Source organism: Janthinobacterium sp. 61 (genome assembly GCF_002846335.1).
Taxonomy (GTDB): domain Bacteria; phylum Pseudomonadota; class Gammaproteobacteria; order Burkholderiales; family Burkholderiaceae_D; genus Janthinobacterium.
This window is the reverse complement of sequence record NZ_PJMQ01000001.1, coordinates 1,203,146-1,219,712: the sequence shown is the minus strand read 5'-3', so window position 1 is coordinate 1,219,712 and position 16,567 is coordinate 1,203,146. Positions and strand designations below refer to the sequence as shown.

The window sequence follows — 16,567 nt, the reverse complement described above, 5'->3', positions numbered from 1 at the left end:
ACTATGCTCCTTCTTCCTGCAACGGGCCTTCGAGCCAGTCAACCTTGTTCATCTTGCGCACCAATACGAATTCATCGCGGTTGGAGCCCACCGTGCCGTAGTAATTGAAGCCGTAGGCCAGCTGGGCGTAGCCGCCGATCATGTGCGTCGGCTTGGGCACGGCGCGCGTCACCGAGTTATGGATGCCGCCCCGCTTGCCCGTCATCTCCGCGCCGGGCACGTTGATGATCTTTTCCTGGGCGTGGTACATCATCGTCATGCCGGCCGGGATGCGCTGGCTGACGATGGCACGCGCCGTCAGGCTGCCATTCACGTTGAAGACTTCGATCCAGTCGTTGTCGACGATACCGGCCGTTTTCGCATCGATTTCCGACAGCCATACGTGCGGCCCGCCGCGTGACAGGGTCAGCATGCGCAGGTTGTCCGAATACGTGGAGTGGATGCCCCATTTCTGGTGCGGCGTCAGAAAGTTCAGCGCCAGTTCCTTGTTGCCGTTCGGCTTGGTACCCAACAGCGCTTCCGTCGTCTTCGTGTTGATGGCCGGCTTGTACACGCACAGCCCTTCGCCAAAATCGCGCATCCACAGGTGATCCTGGTAAAACTGCTGGCGGCCCGTCAGGGTGCGCCATGGGATCATTTCATGCACGTTGGTATAGCCGGCCGTGTAGCTGACTTCTTCGCTTTCCAGGCCTGACCAGGTGGGCGAGGAAATGATCTTGCGCGGCTGCGCCTGTACATCGCGGAAGCGGATGCTGTCATGCTCGCGCGGCTTGGCCAGATGCGTGTGCTCGCGTCCCGTGATGGCGGACAGCGCGGCCCAGGCCTTGACTGCCACGTGGCCATTCGTTTCCGGCGCCAGCGTCAGGATCATCTCGGCCGCATCGATGGCCGTGTCGAGGCGCGGCTGGCCCTTCGACACGCCTTCATCGAGCACCGTGCGGTTGATGCCGCGCAGTACCTCGACTTCATGGCCCGTTTTCCAGGAAATGCCCTTGCCGCCGTTGCCGATGCTCTCCAGCAGTGGTCCGATCGAGGTGAACTTCTTGTACACGTCGCGGTAATTGCGCTCGACCACCGTCATATTCGGCATGGTCTTGCCCGGGATGGCCTCGCATTCACCGGCGCGCCAGTCCTTGGGATCGAAAGGCTGGCCCAGCTCACCTGGCGTATCGTGCATCAGCGGCGTGAGGATGATGTCTTGCTGGGTGCCCAGAAGTTCGCCACCGATTTCCGAGAATTTCTCGGCGATGCCCTTGTAAATTTCCCAGTCCGACTTCGATTGCCACAGGGGCTGCACGGCTTCCGACAGCGGGTGGATGAAGGGGTGCATGTCCGACGTATTCAAGTCATCCTTTTCATACCAGGTGGCCGTCGGCAGCACCACGTCGCCATACAGGCACGTGGTCGACATGCGGAAGTCCAGCACCACCAGCAGATCGAGCTTGCCTTCGGCGGCGGGACGCACTTTCACCTGCTTTGGCGTGATGCAGTCGTCTTCGTCGCTGAGCAAGCCATTCTGCGTGCCCAGCAAATACTTGAGGAAGTACTCGTGGCCCTTGCCCGAGCTGCCCAGGATATTCGAGCGCCAGACAAACATATTGCGCGGGAAGTTGGCTGGATTGTCCGGATCGTCGCACGAGAACTGCAGCTGGCCCGCCTTGATCTGATCGAGCGCATATGCGGCCGGTGCCTGCCCTGCCGCCTTGGCGGCCCTGGCCACTTCCAGCGGATTGGTTTGCAGCTGCGGCGCCGATGGCAACCAGCCCATGCGTTCAGCCTTGGCGTTATAGTCGAGCAGGGTCAGGTCGCCCGTGCCGCCGGCCGCCGATGGCGAGGCGATGTCGCCCGTTTCCAGCTTTTCATGGCGCCACTGGCTGGTGTGGGCATAGAAGAACGAGGTGCCGTTCATCTGGCGCATCGGACGCACCCAGTCCTGGGCGAAGGCCAAAGGCGTCCAGCCCGTTTGCGGACGCAGTTTTTCCTGGCCCACGTAGTGGGCCCAGCCGCCGCCGGACTGGCCGATACAGCCGCACATCATCAGCATGTTGATGATGCCGCGATATGTCATGTCCATGTGGTACCAGTGATTCAGGCCGGCGCCTACGATGACCATGCTCTTGCCGCGCGTCTGGTCCGCGTTTTGCGCGAACTGGCGCGCCACGGTGATGACGTCGGCGCGCTTCACGCCTGTGTGCTTTTCCTGCCACGCGGGGGTGTAAGGCACGTCGTCGTCATAGCTTTCCGCCACGTTTCCGCCACCGAGGCCACGGTCGATGCCGTAGTTGGCGAGGGTCAGGTCGAACACGGTGGTGACCAGGCCCGTCGTGCCATCGGCCAGGCGGATGGTCTTCACCGGCACTTTGCGCAGCAGCATGTCAGCCGCATCCTTGCCGCCGAAGTAGGCGAAACCCACTTCCGTGACGGCGTCGCTGTCGTTGATCATGGAGAGCATCGGCACGATGGGCACGCCGCTGCCGCCCGCCTTCTGTTCCAGGTTCCACTTGCCCGACTCACCCCAGCGGAAGCCGATGGAGCCGGCCGGCGCCGTGATTGTCCCCGTGGTTTCGTCGATGACCAGGGTTTTCCATTCCGGGTTATTGGTTTCGTCGAGGTTGTTGTCCAGGTGCGAAGCGCGCAGGAAGTAGTCGGGCACCAGGGTGCCGTTATGCTCCTTGAGCAGCACCAGCATGGGGAAGTCCGTGTACTGGCGCGCATACTCGCGGAAGTAGGCGCTCTGCCCTTCCGAGTGGAATTCCTTGAGGATGACGTGCCCCATGGCCAGCGCCAGCGCGGCGTCCGTGCCTTGTTTAGGCGCCAGCCAGATGTCGCCGAACTTCACCATTTCGCCGTAATCGGGAGAGATAGCCACGGTTTTCGTGCCCTTGTAGCGCACTTCCGTGTAGAAGTGGGCGTCCGGCGTGCGCGTCATCGGCACGTTCGAGCCCCACACCATCAAATAGGTCGAGTTGTACCAGTCGGCCGATTCCGGCACGTCCGTCTGTTCGCCCCACACTTGCGGGCTGGCGGGCGGCAAGTCGCAGTACCAGTCGTAGAAGCTCAGGGCCACGCCGCCGATCAGCGACAGGTAGCGCGTGCCGGAGGCATAGCTGACCATGGACATGGCGGGAATCGGCGAGAAGCCGACGATGCGGTCCGGGCCATATTTTTTGATCGTCAGCGCATTCGCGGCGGCGATGATTTCATTCGATTCTTCCCACGTGGCGCGCACGAAGCCGCCCAGGCCGCGGATGGATTTGTACTGCTGCGAGCGCACGGGATCCTGGCTGATCCAGTCCCAGGCCGTCACGGGGTCCATGGTCTTGCGCGCCTCGCGCCACATTTCCATCAGGCGGCCGCGCACCATCGGATACTTCACGCGCTGCGCCGAATACACGTACCAGGAATAGCTGGCGCCGCGCGGGCAGCCGCGGGGCTCGTGATTGGGCAGGTCGGGCCGCGTGCGCGGGTAATCGGTTTGCTGGGTTTCCCAGGTGATCAGGCCATTCTTGACATACACCTTCCAGCTGCACGAGCCGGTACAGTTCACGCCATGCGTGGAACGCACGATCTTGTCGTGCTGCCAGCGCTGGCGATAGGCGTTTTCCCAGGTACGGTCTTCATCGACCACGGTGCCATGGCCGTTGGAAAACGGCTCGGCGGGCTTGCTAAAAAATTTCAGGCGGTCCAGAAAGTGACTCATGCTACCTCCACATTACGCCGCGGACAGCGGCGCCAGGTCTTAAAAAACGCTGCAAGCAGGATGGCTCAAGCGTCGATACAAACAGTCTATCGATGCGCCCTGCTCGGCGGTATTGGCAAGAAGTCGGTTTCCCGCACCAGGAATGCATAGGCGGGTAGTCACTATTGCCTATGGGCACCGCAGACCTGCTGCGGTATACCTGTCGCCATCGTTCAACCAGGAGAAAACCATGTCCATCACCGATTACGCCAGCCTGCTGCGCAGCGCCCGCAACCAGGAGCAGCCGCAACGCCTGCTGTTCACCTTTACCCAGGCGCAGGCCCAGCCTGGCGGCCAGGGCAAGTCCCTCACGCCTGTGATGTGCGCAGACAAGCTGCCCGAGGAGCTGGACAGCTTCGAGACATTGAAGGAGGAGTCGAAACAGATGCAGACGCACTGGGACGTGGTCTTCGTGGCGGGACTGGCGGGCCAGGACGGCCAGCCGCCCGCCGCGCAGGAATGCGAAGCGCCCCTGCGCGCCATGGTGACAGCCATCGAGCAAGGGCGCATCGACGGCCTGCTGGCGTTTGACCGCAGCGGGGATTTGTTACGTTTTAGCTGAGGGAACTTGTCGGATTACGCCCTGCGGGCTAATCCGACCTACATCATTCTTCCACCAATTATGCAAGGTAGGTCGGATTAGCGTAGCGTAATCCGACACATTGTTGGCGGCACGTTTCGGATTACCTGGCCGCATCGGGCCACGGGCGCTCGTGCAGGTGGCGCGCCCTTTCTATCGGGCATACCAGGGGCAAAAACTGCTGCTGGCGCGCCGAATACGCCATCAGGGCGCCGCTGTCGATGTCGAAATACCAGCCATGCAGTTTCAACACCCCCTGCTCCACCCGGCGCTTCAGCCAAGGGTAGGTCAGCAGATTGTCCAGCGACTGCAGGATGCTGGCCAGTTCGCACGCATGGTGCTGCTCTTCCGATGAGCGGTGCGCCAGCTCGCGCCGCACGCGCTGCGCCACCGGTTCGGCAATGCGCATCCACTGGCCCACGAAGTCCGTTTCCTGTCCTTCCGCGCGCGGCTGCGGTTCCAGCAGCGCGCGGATGCCGCCGCAGCGCGCATGTCCGAGCACGATCACCCTGGCCACTTCGAGCTTGCAGACGGCGAACTCGATGGCCGAGCTGACGCCGGGCGGCGCGTCGGGCGTACACGGCGGCACCAGGTTGGCGATATTGCGCACGACGAACATGTCACCCGGGTCGCTGCCCGTCAGCAGCATGGGGTCGACGCGCGAATCGCAGCAACCGATCAGCAAGGTCGTGGGCCGCTGCCCATCGCGCAAGCTGTCGTACAAGGTCTGCGGCTCGCTGAAGTACTGCTGCTGAAACAGGCTGAAGCCGTTGACGAATTTTTCCAGTTCTTCCATGACATACTTTCATTTCCTCAACGTCTGGCAAGAACGACTTGCCAGACGTTCTAACTAGCAAGGCATCGGCGCGTTCTTGCGGGCATAGCACCACCAGGTGATCGCGATGCAGCTGACATAAAAGCCGATGAAGCACCACAGGGCCGCATCGGGGCTGCCCGTCAGCGAAATCGAGGTGCCATAGCTTTTCGGAATGAAGAAGGCACCGTAGGCCGCCACGGCCGACGTGAAGCCCAGGACTGCCGCGCCCTCCTTGTTGGCGTCGACGATGGCTTGCTCCTGCGCCGCCTTGCCCTTGCCGGCGGCCGCGCGCTGATGCTCCGTCAAAAAGATCACGGGAATCATGCGGAAGGTCGACGCATTGCCGATGCCCGTGCCGGCGAACAGCAGCATGAACATCCAGAAGAAGCCACTAAAACTACCACCCACGCCAGCTTGCGGCATGAAGTACAGCACGCCCAGCACGGCGCCTATCATCAGCAGGAAAGACCACAGGGTGACGCGGGCGCCGCCTAATTTATCGGAAATCACACCGCCGGCCACGCGCGCCAGCGCACCCACCAGGGGGCCCAGGAAGGCGTAATCGAGCGGGTTCACGTCGGGAAACTGGATCTTGATCAGCAGCGGAAACGCGGCCGAATAACCGATGAAGGAGCCGAAGGTGCCCGTGTACAGCCAGCACATGAGCCAGTTGTGCTTGCGCTTGAAGATCACGGCCTGTTCGGAAAACGAAGCCTTGGCCGAAGCCAGGTCATTCATGCCGAACCAGGCCAGCAAGGTACTCAAGGCGATGAACGGCACCCAGATGAAGCCCGCGTTTTGCAGCCACATGTCCTTGCTCACGCCATTCTTGACCCAGGTCAGCGAATCGCCGCCCCAGGCGCCGAAGACGGCGAAGGTGATCACCAGCGGCACGACGAACTGCACCACCGACACGCCCAGGTTGCCCAGGCCAGCATTCATGCCCAGCGCGAAGCCCTTGCTCGCCTTCGGATAGAAAAAGCTGATGTTGGCCATCGACGAGGCGAAATTGCCGCCGCCGAAGCCGCACAGCAGCGCCAGGATCAGCATGGTCGGATAGCCCGTGTTTACATCCTGCACGGCCAGGCCGATGCCGATCGCGGGAATCAGGAGAGATCCCGTGGAAATGGCCGTCCAGCGGCGGCCGCCAAAGATGGGCACCATGAACGAATAAAAGATGCGCAAGGTGGCGCCGGACAGGCCAGGCAAGGCCGTCAGCCAGAACAGCTGGTTGTTGCTGTAGGTGAAACCGATGTTGGGCAGGTTGACGACCACCACGCTCCACACCATCCACACGGCGAACGCCAGCAGCAGCGCGGGAATCGAAATCCACAGGTTGCGCGCGGCCGTGGCCTTGCCCGTGTTTTGCCAGAAGCTCGGGGTTTCCGGCTCCCACGTATTGATCATGTAGCGGCTCACGAGCTTACTCATAACGTTACTCCTGCAGGTTGAGGGTTAGTCGCCGCACGGAGCGGCTTGAACGAGAAATACATCCAGACGAGGGAAACGCAGACGGTGCCGTACAGGAGCATGAAGGCGCTCGAGCGCACGCCGGTGAAGTCCACCAGGGCGCCGAACATCACGGGCAAGATGAAGCCACCGAGACCTCCCGCCAGGCCCACCACGCCCGACACGGCACCGATATTGTCGGAAAAGTCATCACCGATGAACTTGAAGACGGACGCCTTGCCCACGGCCATGGCGATGCCGACGATGAACAGCAGCGCGGTGAACCACAGCGGCGACAGGCCGATGTGGATAGCCAGCGGCCCCGTGACAGTTTCCACCACCATCTGCGTTTGCGGATACGACAGCAGGAAGAAGCACACCCAGCACACCCACATCACGGCCCACGTCACCTTTGCCGCACCGTATTTGTCCGAGATCCAGCCGCCCAGCGCGCGCAGCACGCCGCCAGGCAGCGAGAAGCAGGCGGCCAGCAGCGCCGCATGCTTCAGGTCGAAGCCGTATTCGGCCACGTAGTACTTCGTCATCCACAGCGCCAGCGCCACATAGCCGCCGAACACCACCGAGTAGTACTGGCAGTAGCGCCACACGCGCGGGTCCTTCAGCACCTTCATTTGCGCCGAGAAGCTTTCGCCCGATGGTGCCAGGTGCGATTTGTCCGTGTACGAAAACAGCCAGAAGATGATGGCCGTGGCCAGCATGGCCACCGCATACACCTTCGGCAGCATTTGCCAGCCAAAGGCGGCGACGATGCCCGGCGCGACGAACTTGGTCAGCGCCGAACCGGAGTTCCCCGCGCCGAAAATGCCCATTGCCAGGCCGCGGCGCTCCTTTTCATACCAGCGCGCCACATACGGCGTACCGACGGAGAACGAGCCGCCCGCCAGACCCACGAACATGCCCAGCAAGAGGAAGTGCCAATAGGCGGTGGCGTAGGAAATCAGGTAAATCGGCACCACGCTGGCCAGCATCAGCAGGAAGAAAACGCGGCGTCCGCCGTATTTGTCCGTCCAGATACCCAGCGGCACGCGCACGAGGGAGCCCGTCAGCACGGGCATGGCGGCCAGAAGGCCGAATTGCGTCTCCGTCAAGCCCAGGCTGGTTTTGATCGGGATGCCCAGCACGGCAAACATCATCCATACCGCAAAGCAGATGGTAAACGCGAAGGTACTGCTGATCAGCACGGACGCCTGCTTGCGCCGCATGCCCGGTTCGACTGCCTTGTTACTACTGTTGTTCTTAGTGCCATCTAGGGTAACCACGATGTTTCTCCATGAATGCACTGGCCGTCTGGCCAGCCGTCCCGACCAGCTTACGTGGCAGTGACGAAAGGCACTATCGGCCACAGGGTGATTTTGGGAAGGCAATCTGGATAGCCGCATCGGCAAAAGTGACTAGATGCAGGCACGCGGACCTAGCCTGGATGGCGGGCGTTTTACAAACGGACGTATTTTTGGCACACTCGGCGCCTGGAGAAAAGGAGCGGCATGGAGAACAGGAACGAAACAGACACCGTCCGCACGCGCGCCGCCCAGGCTGGCGATGTGGAAGCCATGCTGGCCTGCGATGCGTACGCGCAGGCGCACGCCAGCCGGGGCGATGCCGTGGGCGCCGCCGTAGGCAAGGGCCACTGCCAGGTGGCCATTTGCGCCGGCCAGGTGGCCGGCTATGTCCTCACGCACGACGACTTCTTCGGCTACGGTTTTGTGTCGCTGGTGGTGGTTGCTCCCGGGCAGCAGCGGCGAGGCGTGGGCTTGCGCCTGCTGGCGGCCGCCGAAGACGCCTGCACGACGCCCAAACTGTTCACCTCGACCAACGCGTCCAACCTGGCAGCGCAACAGCTGTTCGCCCGCGCGGGCTTCGTGCGCAGCGGCCAGATCGACCATCTCGATGAGGGTGATCCGGAGTTGGTGTACGTGAAATGGTGCCGCTGACTGCGCGTCCTCCCGACGGCGTATGGCGCGGCACGTCAAAGGCGGCTATGCTGGCGCCATCGTCAATCAACGCCCATCACATCACGCATGGATTATCTGAGCCTCAAGCATTTCCACATGGGTTGCGCCGCTGCCAGCGGCTTTCTTTTCCTCTTGCGTGGCGCCTGGATGTTGCGCGCCTCGCCCGCCTTGCAGCAGCGCTGGGTAAAAATCCTGCCGCACCTGGTCGACACGGCCTTGCTGGCCAGCGCCATCGCCCTGGCCGTGTGGAGCGGCCAGTCGCCGGGCAGCCAGCCCTGGCTGGCCGCCAAGCTGTGCGCGCTGGTGGCCTACATCGTGCTGGGCACCATCGCCCTGAAACGTGGCAAGACGCCAGCCGTGCGCGGCGCCGCCTTCGCACTCGCCGTGCTGGTATTTGCCTACATCGTCGCCGTGGCCGTCACCAAACAGGCATGGCCACTCTGATACATCAGAAGATATAGCGCAGGGTGACGCTGGCGTTGCGCGGGGCGCCCCAGTAACCCTGGTTGTACATGCCAAGCTGGCTGTAGTAATGCTTGTCGAACAGGTTGTTGATGTTCGCCTGCAGGGACAACTGGCGCGACAGCGCGTATTTCGCCATCAGGCTGGCCACGGCATAACCGCCCTGCTCCACGCGCTGCGTGCCCTTCGGTCCGGTGGCGTCGCGGTAGGCGCCGCTTTGCCAGTTCACGCCGCCGCCCACGGACAATGCGCGCCAGCCGCCAGGCAGCTGGTATGTGGAAAACACGCGCGCCAGGGTTTGCGGCACATAGCTGTTCAGGCGCGCTCCCTTGTTGTCCTCGGCCGCCGCGTGCGACAGGCTGGCCGATACGTTCCAACCCTGTGCCAGCTCGCCCGAGACGTCCAGTTCCACGCCCTTGCTGGTGGTGCCCGATGCCGCGTAATACGCCTGCGTCAGCGAATTGCCGACAAAATGGCCCGTGTCTTCCTGCGCCAGGCCATCTTGCGCGATGCGGAACACGGCCAGCGCCGCATTGAGTTTGCCGCCGAAATACTCGCCCTTCACGCCCGCTTCCAGATTCTTGCATTGTACGGGATCAAGGTAGCGCCCGAAGCGGTCCTGGTAGCCCTGCGGCTTGAAGATCTTGCTGTAGCTGGTGTACAGCGCATGCTGTGCATCAATATCCCACACGAGGCCCGCGTAGGGCGTGACGGCGTGCTTGGCATAGGAGTAGTTGCCGCCCCAGTCATCGACGTGGTCAGCCTTGTAGCGGCTGTAGCGCGCGCCGACGATCAATTTCAATGGGTCGGCCAGCGACAAGCGCGCCGTGCCATAGATGCCACGCTGCTGCACCGTATCGAGCAGCTTCCAGCGGTAAAAATTCGGGTCATTCCAGTCCGGCTCCGGCGCCACGCCCTGCCACTGATGGAAATTGGCGTAATCGACGCTGCCGCCCGAAATGCCAGGATTGCTGGCGAACTGGTTGCTGCCCGAGACGCCGAACGCCAGGTCGTGCGTGCGGCCCAGCAGCTGCAGCGGCCCTTGCACATAGGCGTCGACGCTATCCTGGCGCCGCGTGCCCGAGTAAAACCCGGGGCTGCCCGTCACGCCCTGCCCCGTGGCCTTGTCTGGCCAGGTATAGGCGAAGGTCTCGGCGGCCGAATAATTGCCCCAGCCGCGATTCAGCATGGCCGTCAGGTTCCAGCCCTTGCCCAGGTCCTGCTGCAGGCGCAGGAAAGCCGTCTGGCTGGTGCTGAACCAGCGGCTCCAGGTGGCTGCCGTCGTGGTGGAGCGGGAAAACGTGGCGTGCTCGCCATCCGCATACCACAGCGGCAAGCCGCCATACATGCCGCCGCGCGGGCGGTTATCCTGGTATTCATAGCCGGCGATCAGCACGCTGCCGGGCGCCAGGTCCGCTTCCACGGTGGCGTAGGCCATGGCTTTCTTGCCGTGATACAGGTTCACATACGATTCGCTGTCCTGGTAGCTGGCCACGACGCGCCCACGCACCTTGCCATCGCTGCTCAAGGGCGTGGACAGGTCGGCGCTGGCGCGCGCATTGTTCCAGGAACCCAGGCTCAGGGCGGCATTCCCGGCCAGCTGCCTCGAAGACGCGCGCTTGCGCACCAGGTTGATGGTGGCCGACGGCTCGCCAGCGCCAGTGAGCAGGCCCGTGGCGCCGCGCACGATCTCGACCCTGTCGTAGGCCGTCATGTCCAGAGTGCTGTCACCCACGTTGTAGGCATTGTCGACCGTGGTGGGAATGCCGTCGTACTGGTAGCTGGCGATGGAAAAGCCGCGCGCAAAGAATGAAGTACGGTCGCTGTCGTAGCGGTTGATGGCCACGCCGGCCGCGTTTTGCAGCACCTCCTCCACCGTCTGTAAATTCTGGTCGTCCATCTGCTGGCGCGTCACAACGCTGACGGCTTGCGGCGTCTCGCGCACGGACAGGCCCAGGCGCATGGCCGAGCGCATGGTCTGCGTCGTATACGAGCCGCTGCCTTCCGTCGCGCCATTCGCCTCGGCGCTGGCGCTGACCTTCATCTCGGGCATGGTCTGGCCGCCATCGGCCGCAGCCACGTCGAGCACATAACCGCCATTTGCCTGCGGCACGGCGCGCAAGCCGGAACCGGCGACGATGGCGCCCAGCGCCTCGGGCACGCTGTAGCTGCCCGTCAGTCCGGCACTGCGCTTGCCCGCCACGGTGGCGGCCTGGTAAGAGATCATGGTGCCCGTCTCCTGGCCGAAGCGCACCAGCACCTGTTCCAGGGTGCCGGCGGGTATCGCCAGTTCGATGCGCGCCGCATTGGCTGCCTGGGCAATAGGTGCGGCAGCCGAGGCGCCGCTGGCGGCGAGCAGCCACAGGGCGTGGCTGACGGCCAGCGCCACCACGCTGCGGCGGCATGTGCTGGAAGCGGAAGAGGCGTAAATAGGTGTTGTGCTGGGCATGCGGACTGTTTTCCTGAAAGTGAATGAAGGGTTCACTTGCTATGTCACGCGAAAATCGAAAACCCCTCAGTTTTTCAGAAAATAATCATGAATTCTTCCGATGCGGCACCACGGTCCCCCAGAAGCGCGTGCTCTCGCGCACGTCGACGGGCAAGGTGCGCGTCAGCATGTCGAGTACTTGCCCCGTATCGGCCAGCGGATAGATGCCCGAAACGCGCAGGTGGGCGATGGCGGGATCGCAGGCCAGGCGGCCATGGCGGTAGCGGGCCAGCTCACCGACAAAATCGGCCAGCGGCATGTCGTGCGCCACCAGCATGCCTGCCGTCCACGCATCCGCGCCGGCAGGCAGGGCTTGCACTGCACCGATCTGCGCCGCCGTAAAGCTGGTTTGCTGGCCGGCCTGCAGCCTGCGCGCCGCATCGGGCGCTTGTTCCGGCACCATGTCGACGGCGCCCGCAAACACGCCCAGGCGCGTGACTTCGCTGCCAGCTCGCACGGCAAAGCGCGTGCCCACGGGTTGCAAGCGGCCGTGGGCCGTGCGCACGAAAAAAGGCGGGCCCGCCACATCGCGCGCCGTAGCGACCATGATCTCGCCTTTTAACAGGGTCACCAGGCGCTGGTCCGCGTCGTAGCGCACGTCGATGGAGGTGGCCGTATTGAGGGTGATGCGCGTGCCGTCCGCCAGCACGACGTGGCGCAATTCGCCAGTGCCGGTGCGGTAATCGGCCAGCCAGTATCGCGCCTGCTCATCGCCGCCCGCCAGCCAGCCGCCGCCACCCACGGCCAGCAGCGCCAGCAACTTGAGCGACTGCCGGCGCGCCGCATTGGCCTGCGCATGCGCGGGCTTGCGCGCCAGGATGCCGTGCGCCAGCGGCGCGGGCAAGGCACGCATGCGCGCCATGCAGCCTTCCACATGCTGCCAGGCTTGCTCGTTTTTCGGGTCGCTGCCGCGCCAGGCGCACCACGCCTGCTCCACTTCCGGCGTGGCGTCACCGTCCTGCAGGCGCACCAGCCATTCGACCGCCTGCAAGCTGGCCGCTTCCGGCGTCAAGGCGCCCATCACGGCGCCGGCTGGGAAAAGAAACACTGGTGCATGGCTTTAACCAGGTGGCGCTGTACGGTGGCCAGTGAGATATTCAGTTCCAGCGCGATGGCCGCCTGCGGCATGCCATCGAGCTGCGACAGCAGAAAGGCGCGGCGCACGGCAGGCGCCAGGCCATCGAGGCGGCGGTCGATGTCGAACAGGGCTTCGAGCAAAATCGCCTGCGCCTCGGGATCGGGCGCACTTTGCGACGGCAGGCTGGCCAGGGTTTCCAGGTAGGCCGCCTCCAGGTCGCGGCGGCGGTACAGATTGCCCAGCACGCCTTTGGCCACCGTCGTCAGAAAGGCACGCGGCTCGCGCGCGGCGATGGCCTCGTCGCGGCTCAGCAGGCGCATGAAGGTGTCGTGCGCCACGTCGGCCGCGTCAAACGCATTGCCCAACTTGTGCCTGAGCCAGCCTTGCAGCCACCTGTGGTGTTCGTGATACAGGCTGCCCACCTCCTGGTGGACGCCGGATTGGGCAGCCGACACGTCGCATACTCCCTGGTTCGCAAATAATAATGATTCGCATTCTATATCTAGGCGGTGCTGCGGCGCAAGCGGTCGGCGGAGGGCGCGTGATCGGTTCTGCAGAACGCGCCAGCTTGCACGGCAATGATAGTATTTATGACATCTTGCACAAGCTGGCCATCCCGGCCATGCCGCCCCCATCGAAAGGCAAACATGCTGCTATCTGAACTGCTGACCAAGCTGACCTGCGGTGACCTGGAAGGAAAGGAGCTCGACGAGGCTGTCACCGCCATCACCGATGCGCCCTCCGCTCCACGCGACGAGTGGATCGACAGCGATGCGCAAGCCTACGCGGTCGCGATCCTCTCGCACCTGGCCGACTATATCGCGTCGAGCGACAAGCTCGATGAACTGCACGAACAGATACAAGACATGTTCGACGAATTCCCCGACTTCCCGTACGAACTGCTCAAGGAAAGTGGCGGCAGCGCGCTGCCCTATTTCGAGTGGCTGGACACGGAACTGGCGCAGCGCGCCGTGGAAGAAGGCGGCTATGACCTGATCCAGATCGACGGCAACGGTTCCGACGAAATGGATGCGCTGCTGGTGTACAGGCGCGATACAAACGACATCATTCAGGCGGCAGCGTTGATGGGAGTGACGATAGGCCGGCCACTCACCTACTATCGCGGCATCGACGCGATGGTGGGCAAGCGGCTGGGCTAAGGGCGCCTATTGCATCGGCAAGGCTGCCACATCGACGGCCGGCGCCTGGCCCGTGGCCGGGCGTGTGAAGTTCTGGCCGGTTTTCACGACATCGGCAAAGAAGCCGCCGTTATGCAGGTAAAACTTGCCGTTTTCCAGGCCGCCTGCGTAATCCATGCGCTGCGCGTTGGTGGCCGTGGCGTCGCCCGTGTAGCGCCCTGCCGTCACTTCCGACCAGGTGCCGGCAACGTTCCTCGCCCACTGGTTGCCGAACTGGACGCGGCGCTCCGTGTACCCCAGGGTATCGATGAAGTTCTCGAGGAAGGAATGCACGCCCGTCAAATACGTGGAAATCGCCGGTCGCTTCCAGGTGGCGATGTAGCGCCACTTGCCCGTTTCGGGCGCGAAGAACCAGGCCGAGTAATCGCTGCCGCCTTTGCCATCTGGCCGCGCGCGCGTGATGAAACGGTAGGTGGTGCCTGCCGCCCAGTCATACGACAGATAAGTCTGTCCACCCGTGCCTTCGCCACCGAAAGCATTATCGACCACGCCGGCGCCCTTGCTGACCAGGGTGGTCTTCGCGCCATTGTCGGCATCCCACACCGAGAACAATATCCAGCGCTCGCTCGGTGACTTCACCTGGATGCCCATATAGCCCTGGCCGAAGCCGTTGGCCATGAAATAGGAGCCGATGGCATCCTGCCCCTTGGGTATCGTCATCTCGTTATAAAAATACTCGGTATTGGCCGGCACCGTGTAGCCCATGTGCACGGAAGGTCCGCGCCGCGACCAGTAATAATTAGCCGGATCGTTGGCATAATTGAGCGCGGCATTCGCCGTCACTTTCAGCGCGGTGACGTCGCCGAACGTGGCCTTGGCGCGCGTCAATCCCTGCAAGTCCACCTTCACATAGCCGGCCGCCGGCACATTGACCGTGCCGACGGCGTAGGTCTTGCTGGCCTTGCCGGCCAGCTTGACGTCGAACGGCGTGCCATTGATCTTCACGCGAATGGTGCTGTTGCCGCCATCGGCCAGGCTGGCATCGAGCGCCACCTGGACGGGGCCCGCCCCGTCCACACGGAAATACGTACTGGCTATTGCAGCCGGATTGCTCCAGCCGGCCAGGCCATGTTCGCCGATGACGGCGCCCTCCTGCCCGCTGGTGATGAAAGCATTGCCGGCCAGTTCCACGCTGGCGGACGTGGCCGGCGCAGCCACGCTGGCGGCCAGCAACGCGGTTCCGCCCGTGCTGGTGGCGGTGGCGCCGCCGCAGGCTGCCAGCAGCAAGGGCATGGCGGGAAGGACTGCGTACAGCAATGAACCTCGGTGTTTCATCAACGTCTCCTGGAATAGAAAAAACCCGCTACGGCGGCAGGCGCGGTAGCGGGTTGTGAAGGCTTAGTACTTGCCGTCGAGGGCAAAGATCGGCTTGCGCGATTTCCACTGCCCGCCCGTGAAGTCCGGGAAGTCCAGGGTCTGGAAGTTGGCGGCAATAGACTGTTCGGACAGCGGCGTGATGGCGCTCCACGTCACGGCATCGTAGATATCGATCGGCATCGGCGCGTTGGCCTTGAGGGCTTCGACAAAGGCGTGGATGACGAAGAAGTCCATGCCGCCGTGGCCCGCGCCTTCCGCCTGCGCCGCGTACTTGCGCCAGACCGGGTGGTCATACTTGTCCTGGTAGGCCTTGAAGTCGTCCCACTGGTGCGGCTTGCTGACGCCTTCGATGTGAATCGAGTTGTTCAAGTCCATCCACAGGCCGTCCGTGCCTTGCACCCGGAAACCCAGCGAATACGGACGCGGCAGGCTCGTGTCGTGCTGCAGGATGATGGTTTCGCCGTTTTCGCACGCCAGCGTGGTGGTGACGATATCGCCCAGCTTGAATTTCACCTTGGCATTCGCATGCTGCGCGCCGCCCGGCTGCTTGACGATGTAGTCGTGCAGGCCGCGCGCCTTGGTGGCGAAGGCGTTGATGCGCGTAAAACGGTTGCCGCGGTTGATGTTCGTGTACATGGCGCACGGGCCGATGCCGTGGCTAGGATACAGTTCGCCATTGCGCTCGACCGAGTGCTGCGTGCGCCAATGGGCTTCCGACCAGCCCTTTTCGCCGAATTCCACGCCACCGCCATATGGCTTGGCCGGATTGCCGCTGTTGAATTTGACGGCGCGCAGATCGTGCTGGTAGCCGCCCTGCAGGTGCAGCAGTTCGCCGAACAGCCCCGCGCGCACCATCTGCAGCGCGGCCATCACATCGCGGCGGTAGCATACGTTTTCCAGCAACATGTAGGGCGTGCCCGTTTTCAGCTGGGTGTTGAGCACATCCCAGTGGTCTTGCAGGGTGATGCCGGCCACCACTTCGCAACCGACGGGTATCTTGGCCTGCATGGCGGCGATCGCCATGGGCGCATGGAATTCCCACGGCGTGGCGATGATCACGCCATCGAGTCCGCCCGCGTCCAGCATGCGCTTGTAGGCTTTCTGGTCGCGGTCTTCGCCATACGTGCGCGGCCGCGGCTTGCCGGCTTTTTCCACCTGGCCCAGCGCGTGTTTCAGCATGATCGGTTCGATATCGCACAGGGCAACCACTTCCACATCATCGCGGCGCACCAGTTCCGCCAGCAGCACCTGGCCACGCATGCCCGTGCCGATCAGGCCCAGGCGCACCTTGTCGCGGCCGGCGGCAGGGGCGGCGTTGGCGTCGCCAGGCAGCAATGCGCTGCCGGCCATGGCGCCACCGGCCAGCGCGGCGCTGGCGGACAGGAAATTGCGTCGATTGAATTGTGTTGTCGTCATTGGTCTCTTCTCGCTTCCATTGGTAATGATCGTCGCCGGCCCGCCGCTT

13 protein-coding genes are annotated in these 16,567 nt (G+C 63.3%); 4 read left to right on the top strand and 9 right to left on the bottom strand.

The annotated features are described in order from the left end of the window. Position 1: 1 nt before the first annotated feature. Entirely contained in the window at positions 2–3,700 is a 3,699-nt protein-coding gene (locus CLU92_RS05680; protein WP_101481097.1) for a nitrate reductase subunit alpha, read from the bottom strand. A 229-nt stretch (positions 3,701–3,929) separates the two neighbouring features. Here CLU92_RS05680 and CLU92_RS05675 point away from each other — a divergent pair, with 229 nt between their 5' ends. Further along, entirely contained in the window at positions 3,930–4,301 is a 372-nt protein-coding gene (locus CLU92_RS05675; protein ID WP_101481096.1) for a ribonucleotide reductase subunit alpha, read from the top strand. Positions 4,302–4,422: 121 nt separating this feature from the next. Here CLU92_RS05675 and CLU92_RS05670 read toward each other — a convergent pair whose 3' ends face one another. From CLU92_RS05670 to CLU92_RS05660, 3 genes are read right to left on the bottom strand one after another with little or no spacing between them, the layout of a single operon-like run. Then, the gene (locus CLU92_RS05670) at positions 4,423–5,115 is read right to left on the bottom strand and encodes a carbonic anhydrase (protein WP_071077551.1); all 693 of its coding nucleotides are present in this window, start codon (positions 5,113–5,115) and stop codon (positions 4,423–4,425) included. A gap of 54 nt (positions 5,116–5,169) precedes the next feature. Continuing rightward, positions 5,170–6,555, bottom strand: coding sequence for a NarK family nitrate/nitrite MFS transporter (locus tag CLU92_RS05665; protein WP_101484514.1), 1,386 nt, complete (start codon positions 6,553–6,555; stop codon positions 5,170–5,172). 8 nt (positions 6,556–6,563) lie between these two features. Then, entirely contained in the window at positions 6,564–7,808 is a 1,245-nt protein-coding gene (locus tag CLU92_RS05660; protein ID WP_101481095.1) for a nitrate/nitrite transporter, read from the bottom strand. 282 nt (positions 7,809–8,090) lie between these two features. Between CLU92_RS05660 and CLU92_RS05655 the strand changes: the two genes are divergently transcribed. Both CLU92_RS05655 and CLU92_RS05650 read left to right on the top strand, forming a co-directional pair. Next, positions 8,091–8,537 (top strand): N-acetyltransferase, encoded by a 447-nt coding sequence (locus CLU92_RS05655; RefSeq protein ID WP_101481094.1) that lies wholly within the window; start codon positions 8,091–8,093, stop codon positions 8,535–8,537. Positions 8,538–8,624: 87 nt separating this feature from the next. Then, complete coding sequence (locus tag CLU92_RS05650) at positions 8,625–9,002, top strand: SirB2 family protein (RefSeq protein WP_101481093.1); 378 nt, start codon at positions 8,625–8,627, stop codon at positions 9,000–9,002. Positions 9,003–9,006: 4 nt separating this feature from the next. Here CLU92_RS05650 and CLU92_RS05645 read toward each other — a convergent pair whose 3' ends face one another. The 3 genes from CLU92_RS05645 to CLU92_RS05635 all read right to left on the bottom strand — a co-directional run bounded on the left by CLU92_RS05645 (position 9,007) and on the right by CLU92_RS05635 (position 13,041). Beyond that, positions 9,007–11,469, bottom strand: coding sequence for a TonB-dependent receptor (locus CLU92_RS05645; protein WP_101481092.1), 2,463 nt, complete (start codon positions 11,467–11,469; stop codon positions 9,007–9,009). 85 nt (positions 11,470–11,554) lie between these two features. Continuing rightward, the gene (locus tag CLU92_RS05640; RefSeq protein ID WP_257560989.1) at positions 11,555–12,556 is read right to left on the bottom strand and encodes a FecR domain-containing protein; all 1,002 of its coding nucleotides are present in this window, start codon (positions 12,554–12,556) and stop codon (positions 11,555–11,557) included. Continuing rightward, entirely contained in the window at positions 12,529–13,041 is a 513-nt protein-coding gene (locus CLU92_RS05635; RefSeq protein WP_101481090.1) for a sigma-70 family RNA polymerase sigma factor, read from the bottom strand. The genes CLU92_RS05640 and CLU92_RS05635 overlap by 28 nt, the downstream gene beginning before the upstream one ends. Positions 13,042–13,233: 192 nt before the next feature. On the opposite strand from CLU92_RS05635, the gene CLU92_RS05630 reads away from it, so the two are divergent. Next, on the top strand, positions 13,234–13,746 hold the full coding sequence (locus CLU92_RS05630; protein ID WP_101481089.1) for a hypothetical protein: 513 nt from the start codon (positions 13,234–13,236) through the stop codon (positions 13,744–13,746). Between the two features lie 6 nt (positions 13,747–13,752). Here CLU92_RS05630 and CLU92_RS05625 read toward each other — a convergent pair whose 3' ends face one another. Then, on the bottom strand, positions 13,753–15,060 hold the full coding sequence (locus CLU92_RS05625) for a DUF3472 domain-containing protein (protein WP_257560988.1): 1,308 nt from the start codon (positions 15,058–15,060) through the stop codon (positions 13,753–13,755). Positions 15,061–15,123: 63 nt separating this feature from the next. Continuing rightward, positions 15,124–16,518 (bottom strand): Gfo/Idh/MocA family protein, encoded by a 1,395-nt coding sequence (locus CLU92_RS05620; protein WP_101481088.1) that lies wholly within the window; start codon positions 16,516–16,518, stop codon positions 15,124–15,126. Positions 16,519–16,567 lie beyond the last annotated feature (49 nt).

Bases quoted from the DNA above. Each gene is read 5' to 3' on its own strand.
- CLU92_RS05620 (WP_101481088.1), bottom strand. From the start codon at position 16,518: ATGACGACAACACAATTCAATCGACGCAATTTCCTGTCCGCCAGCGCC.
- CLU92_RS05650 (WP_101481093.1), top strand. From the start codon at position 8,625: ATGGATTATCTGAGCCTCAAGCATTTCCACATGGGTTGCGCCGCTGCC.
- CLU92_RS05655 (WP_101481094.1), top strand. From the start codon at position 8,091: ATGGAGAACAGGAACGAAACAGACACCGTCCGCACGCGCGCCGCCCAG.
- CLU92_RS05630 (WP_101481089.1), top strand. From the start codon at position 13,234: ATGCTGCTATCTGAACTGCTGACCAAGCTGACCTGCGGTGACCTGGAA.
- CLU92_RS05670 (WP_071077551.1), bottom strand. From the start codon at position 5,115: ATGGAAGAACTGGAAAAATTCGTCAACGGCTTCAGCCTGTTTCAGCAG.
- CLU92_RS05625 (WP_257560988.1), bottom strand. From the start codon at position 15,060: ATGAAACACCGAGGTTCATTGCTGTACGCAGTCCTTCCCGCCATGCCC.
- CLU92_RS05645 (WP_101481092.1), bottom strand. From the start codon at position 11,469: ATGCCCAGCACAACACCTATTTACGCCTCTTCCGCTTCCAGCACATGC.
- CLU92_RS05675 (WP_101481096.1), top strand. From the start codon at position 3,930: ATGTCCATCACCGATTACGCCAGCCTGCTGCGCAGCGCCCGCAACCAG.
- CLU92_RS05680 (WP_101481097.1), bottom strand. From the start codon at position 3,700: ATGAGTCACTTTCTGGACCGCCTGAAATTTTTTAGCAAGCCCGCCGAG.
- CLU92_RS05660 (WP_101481095.1), bottom strand. From the start codon at position 7,808: ATGCGGCGCAAGCAGGCGTCCGTGCTGATCAGCAGTACCTTCGCGTTT.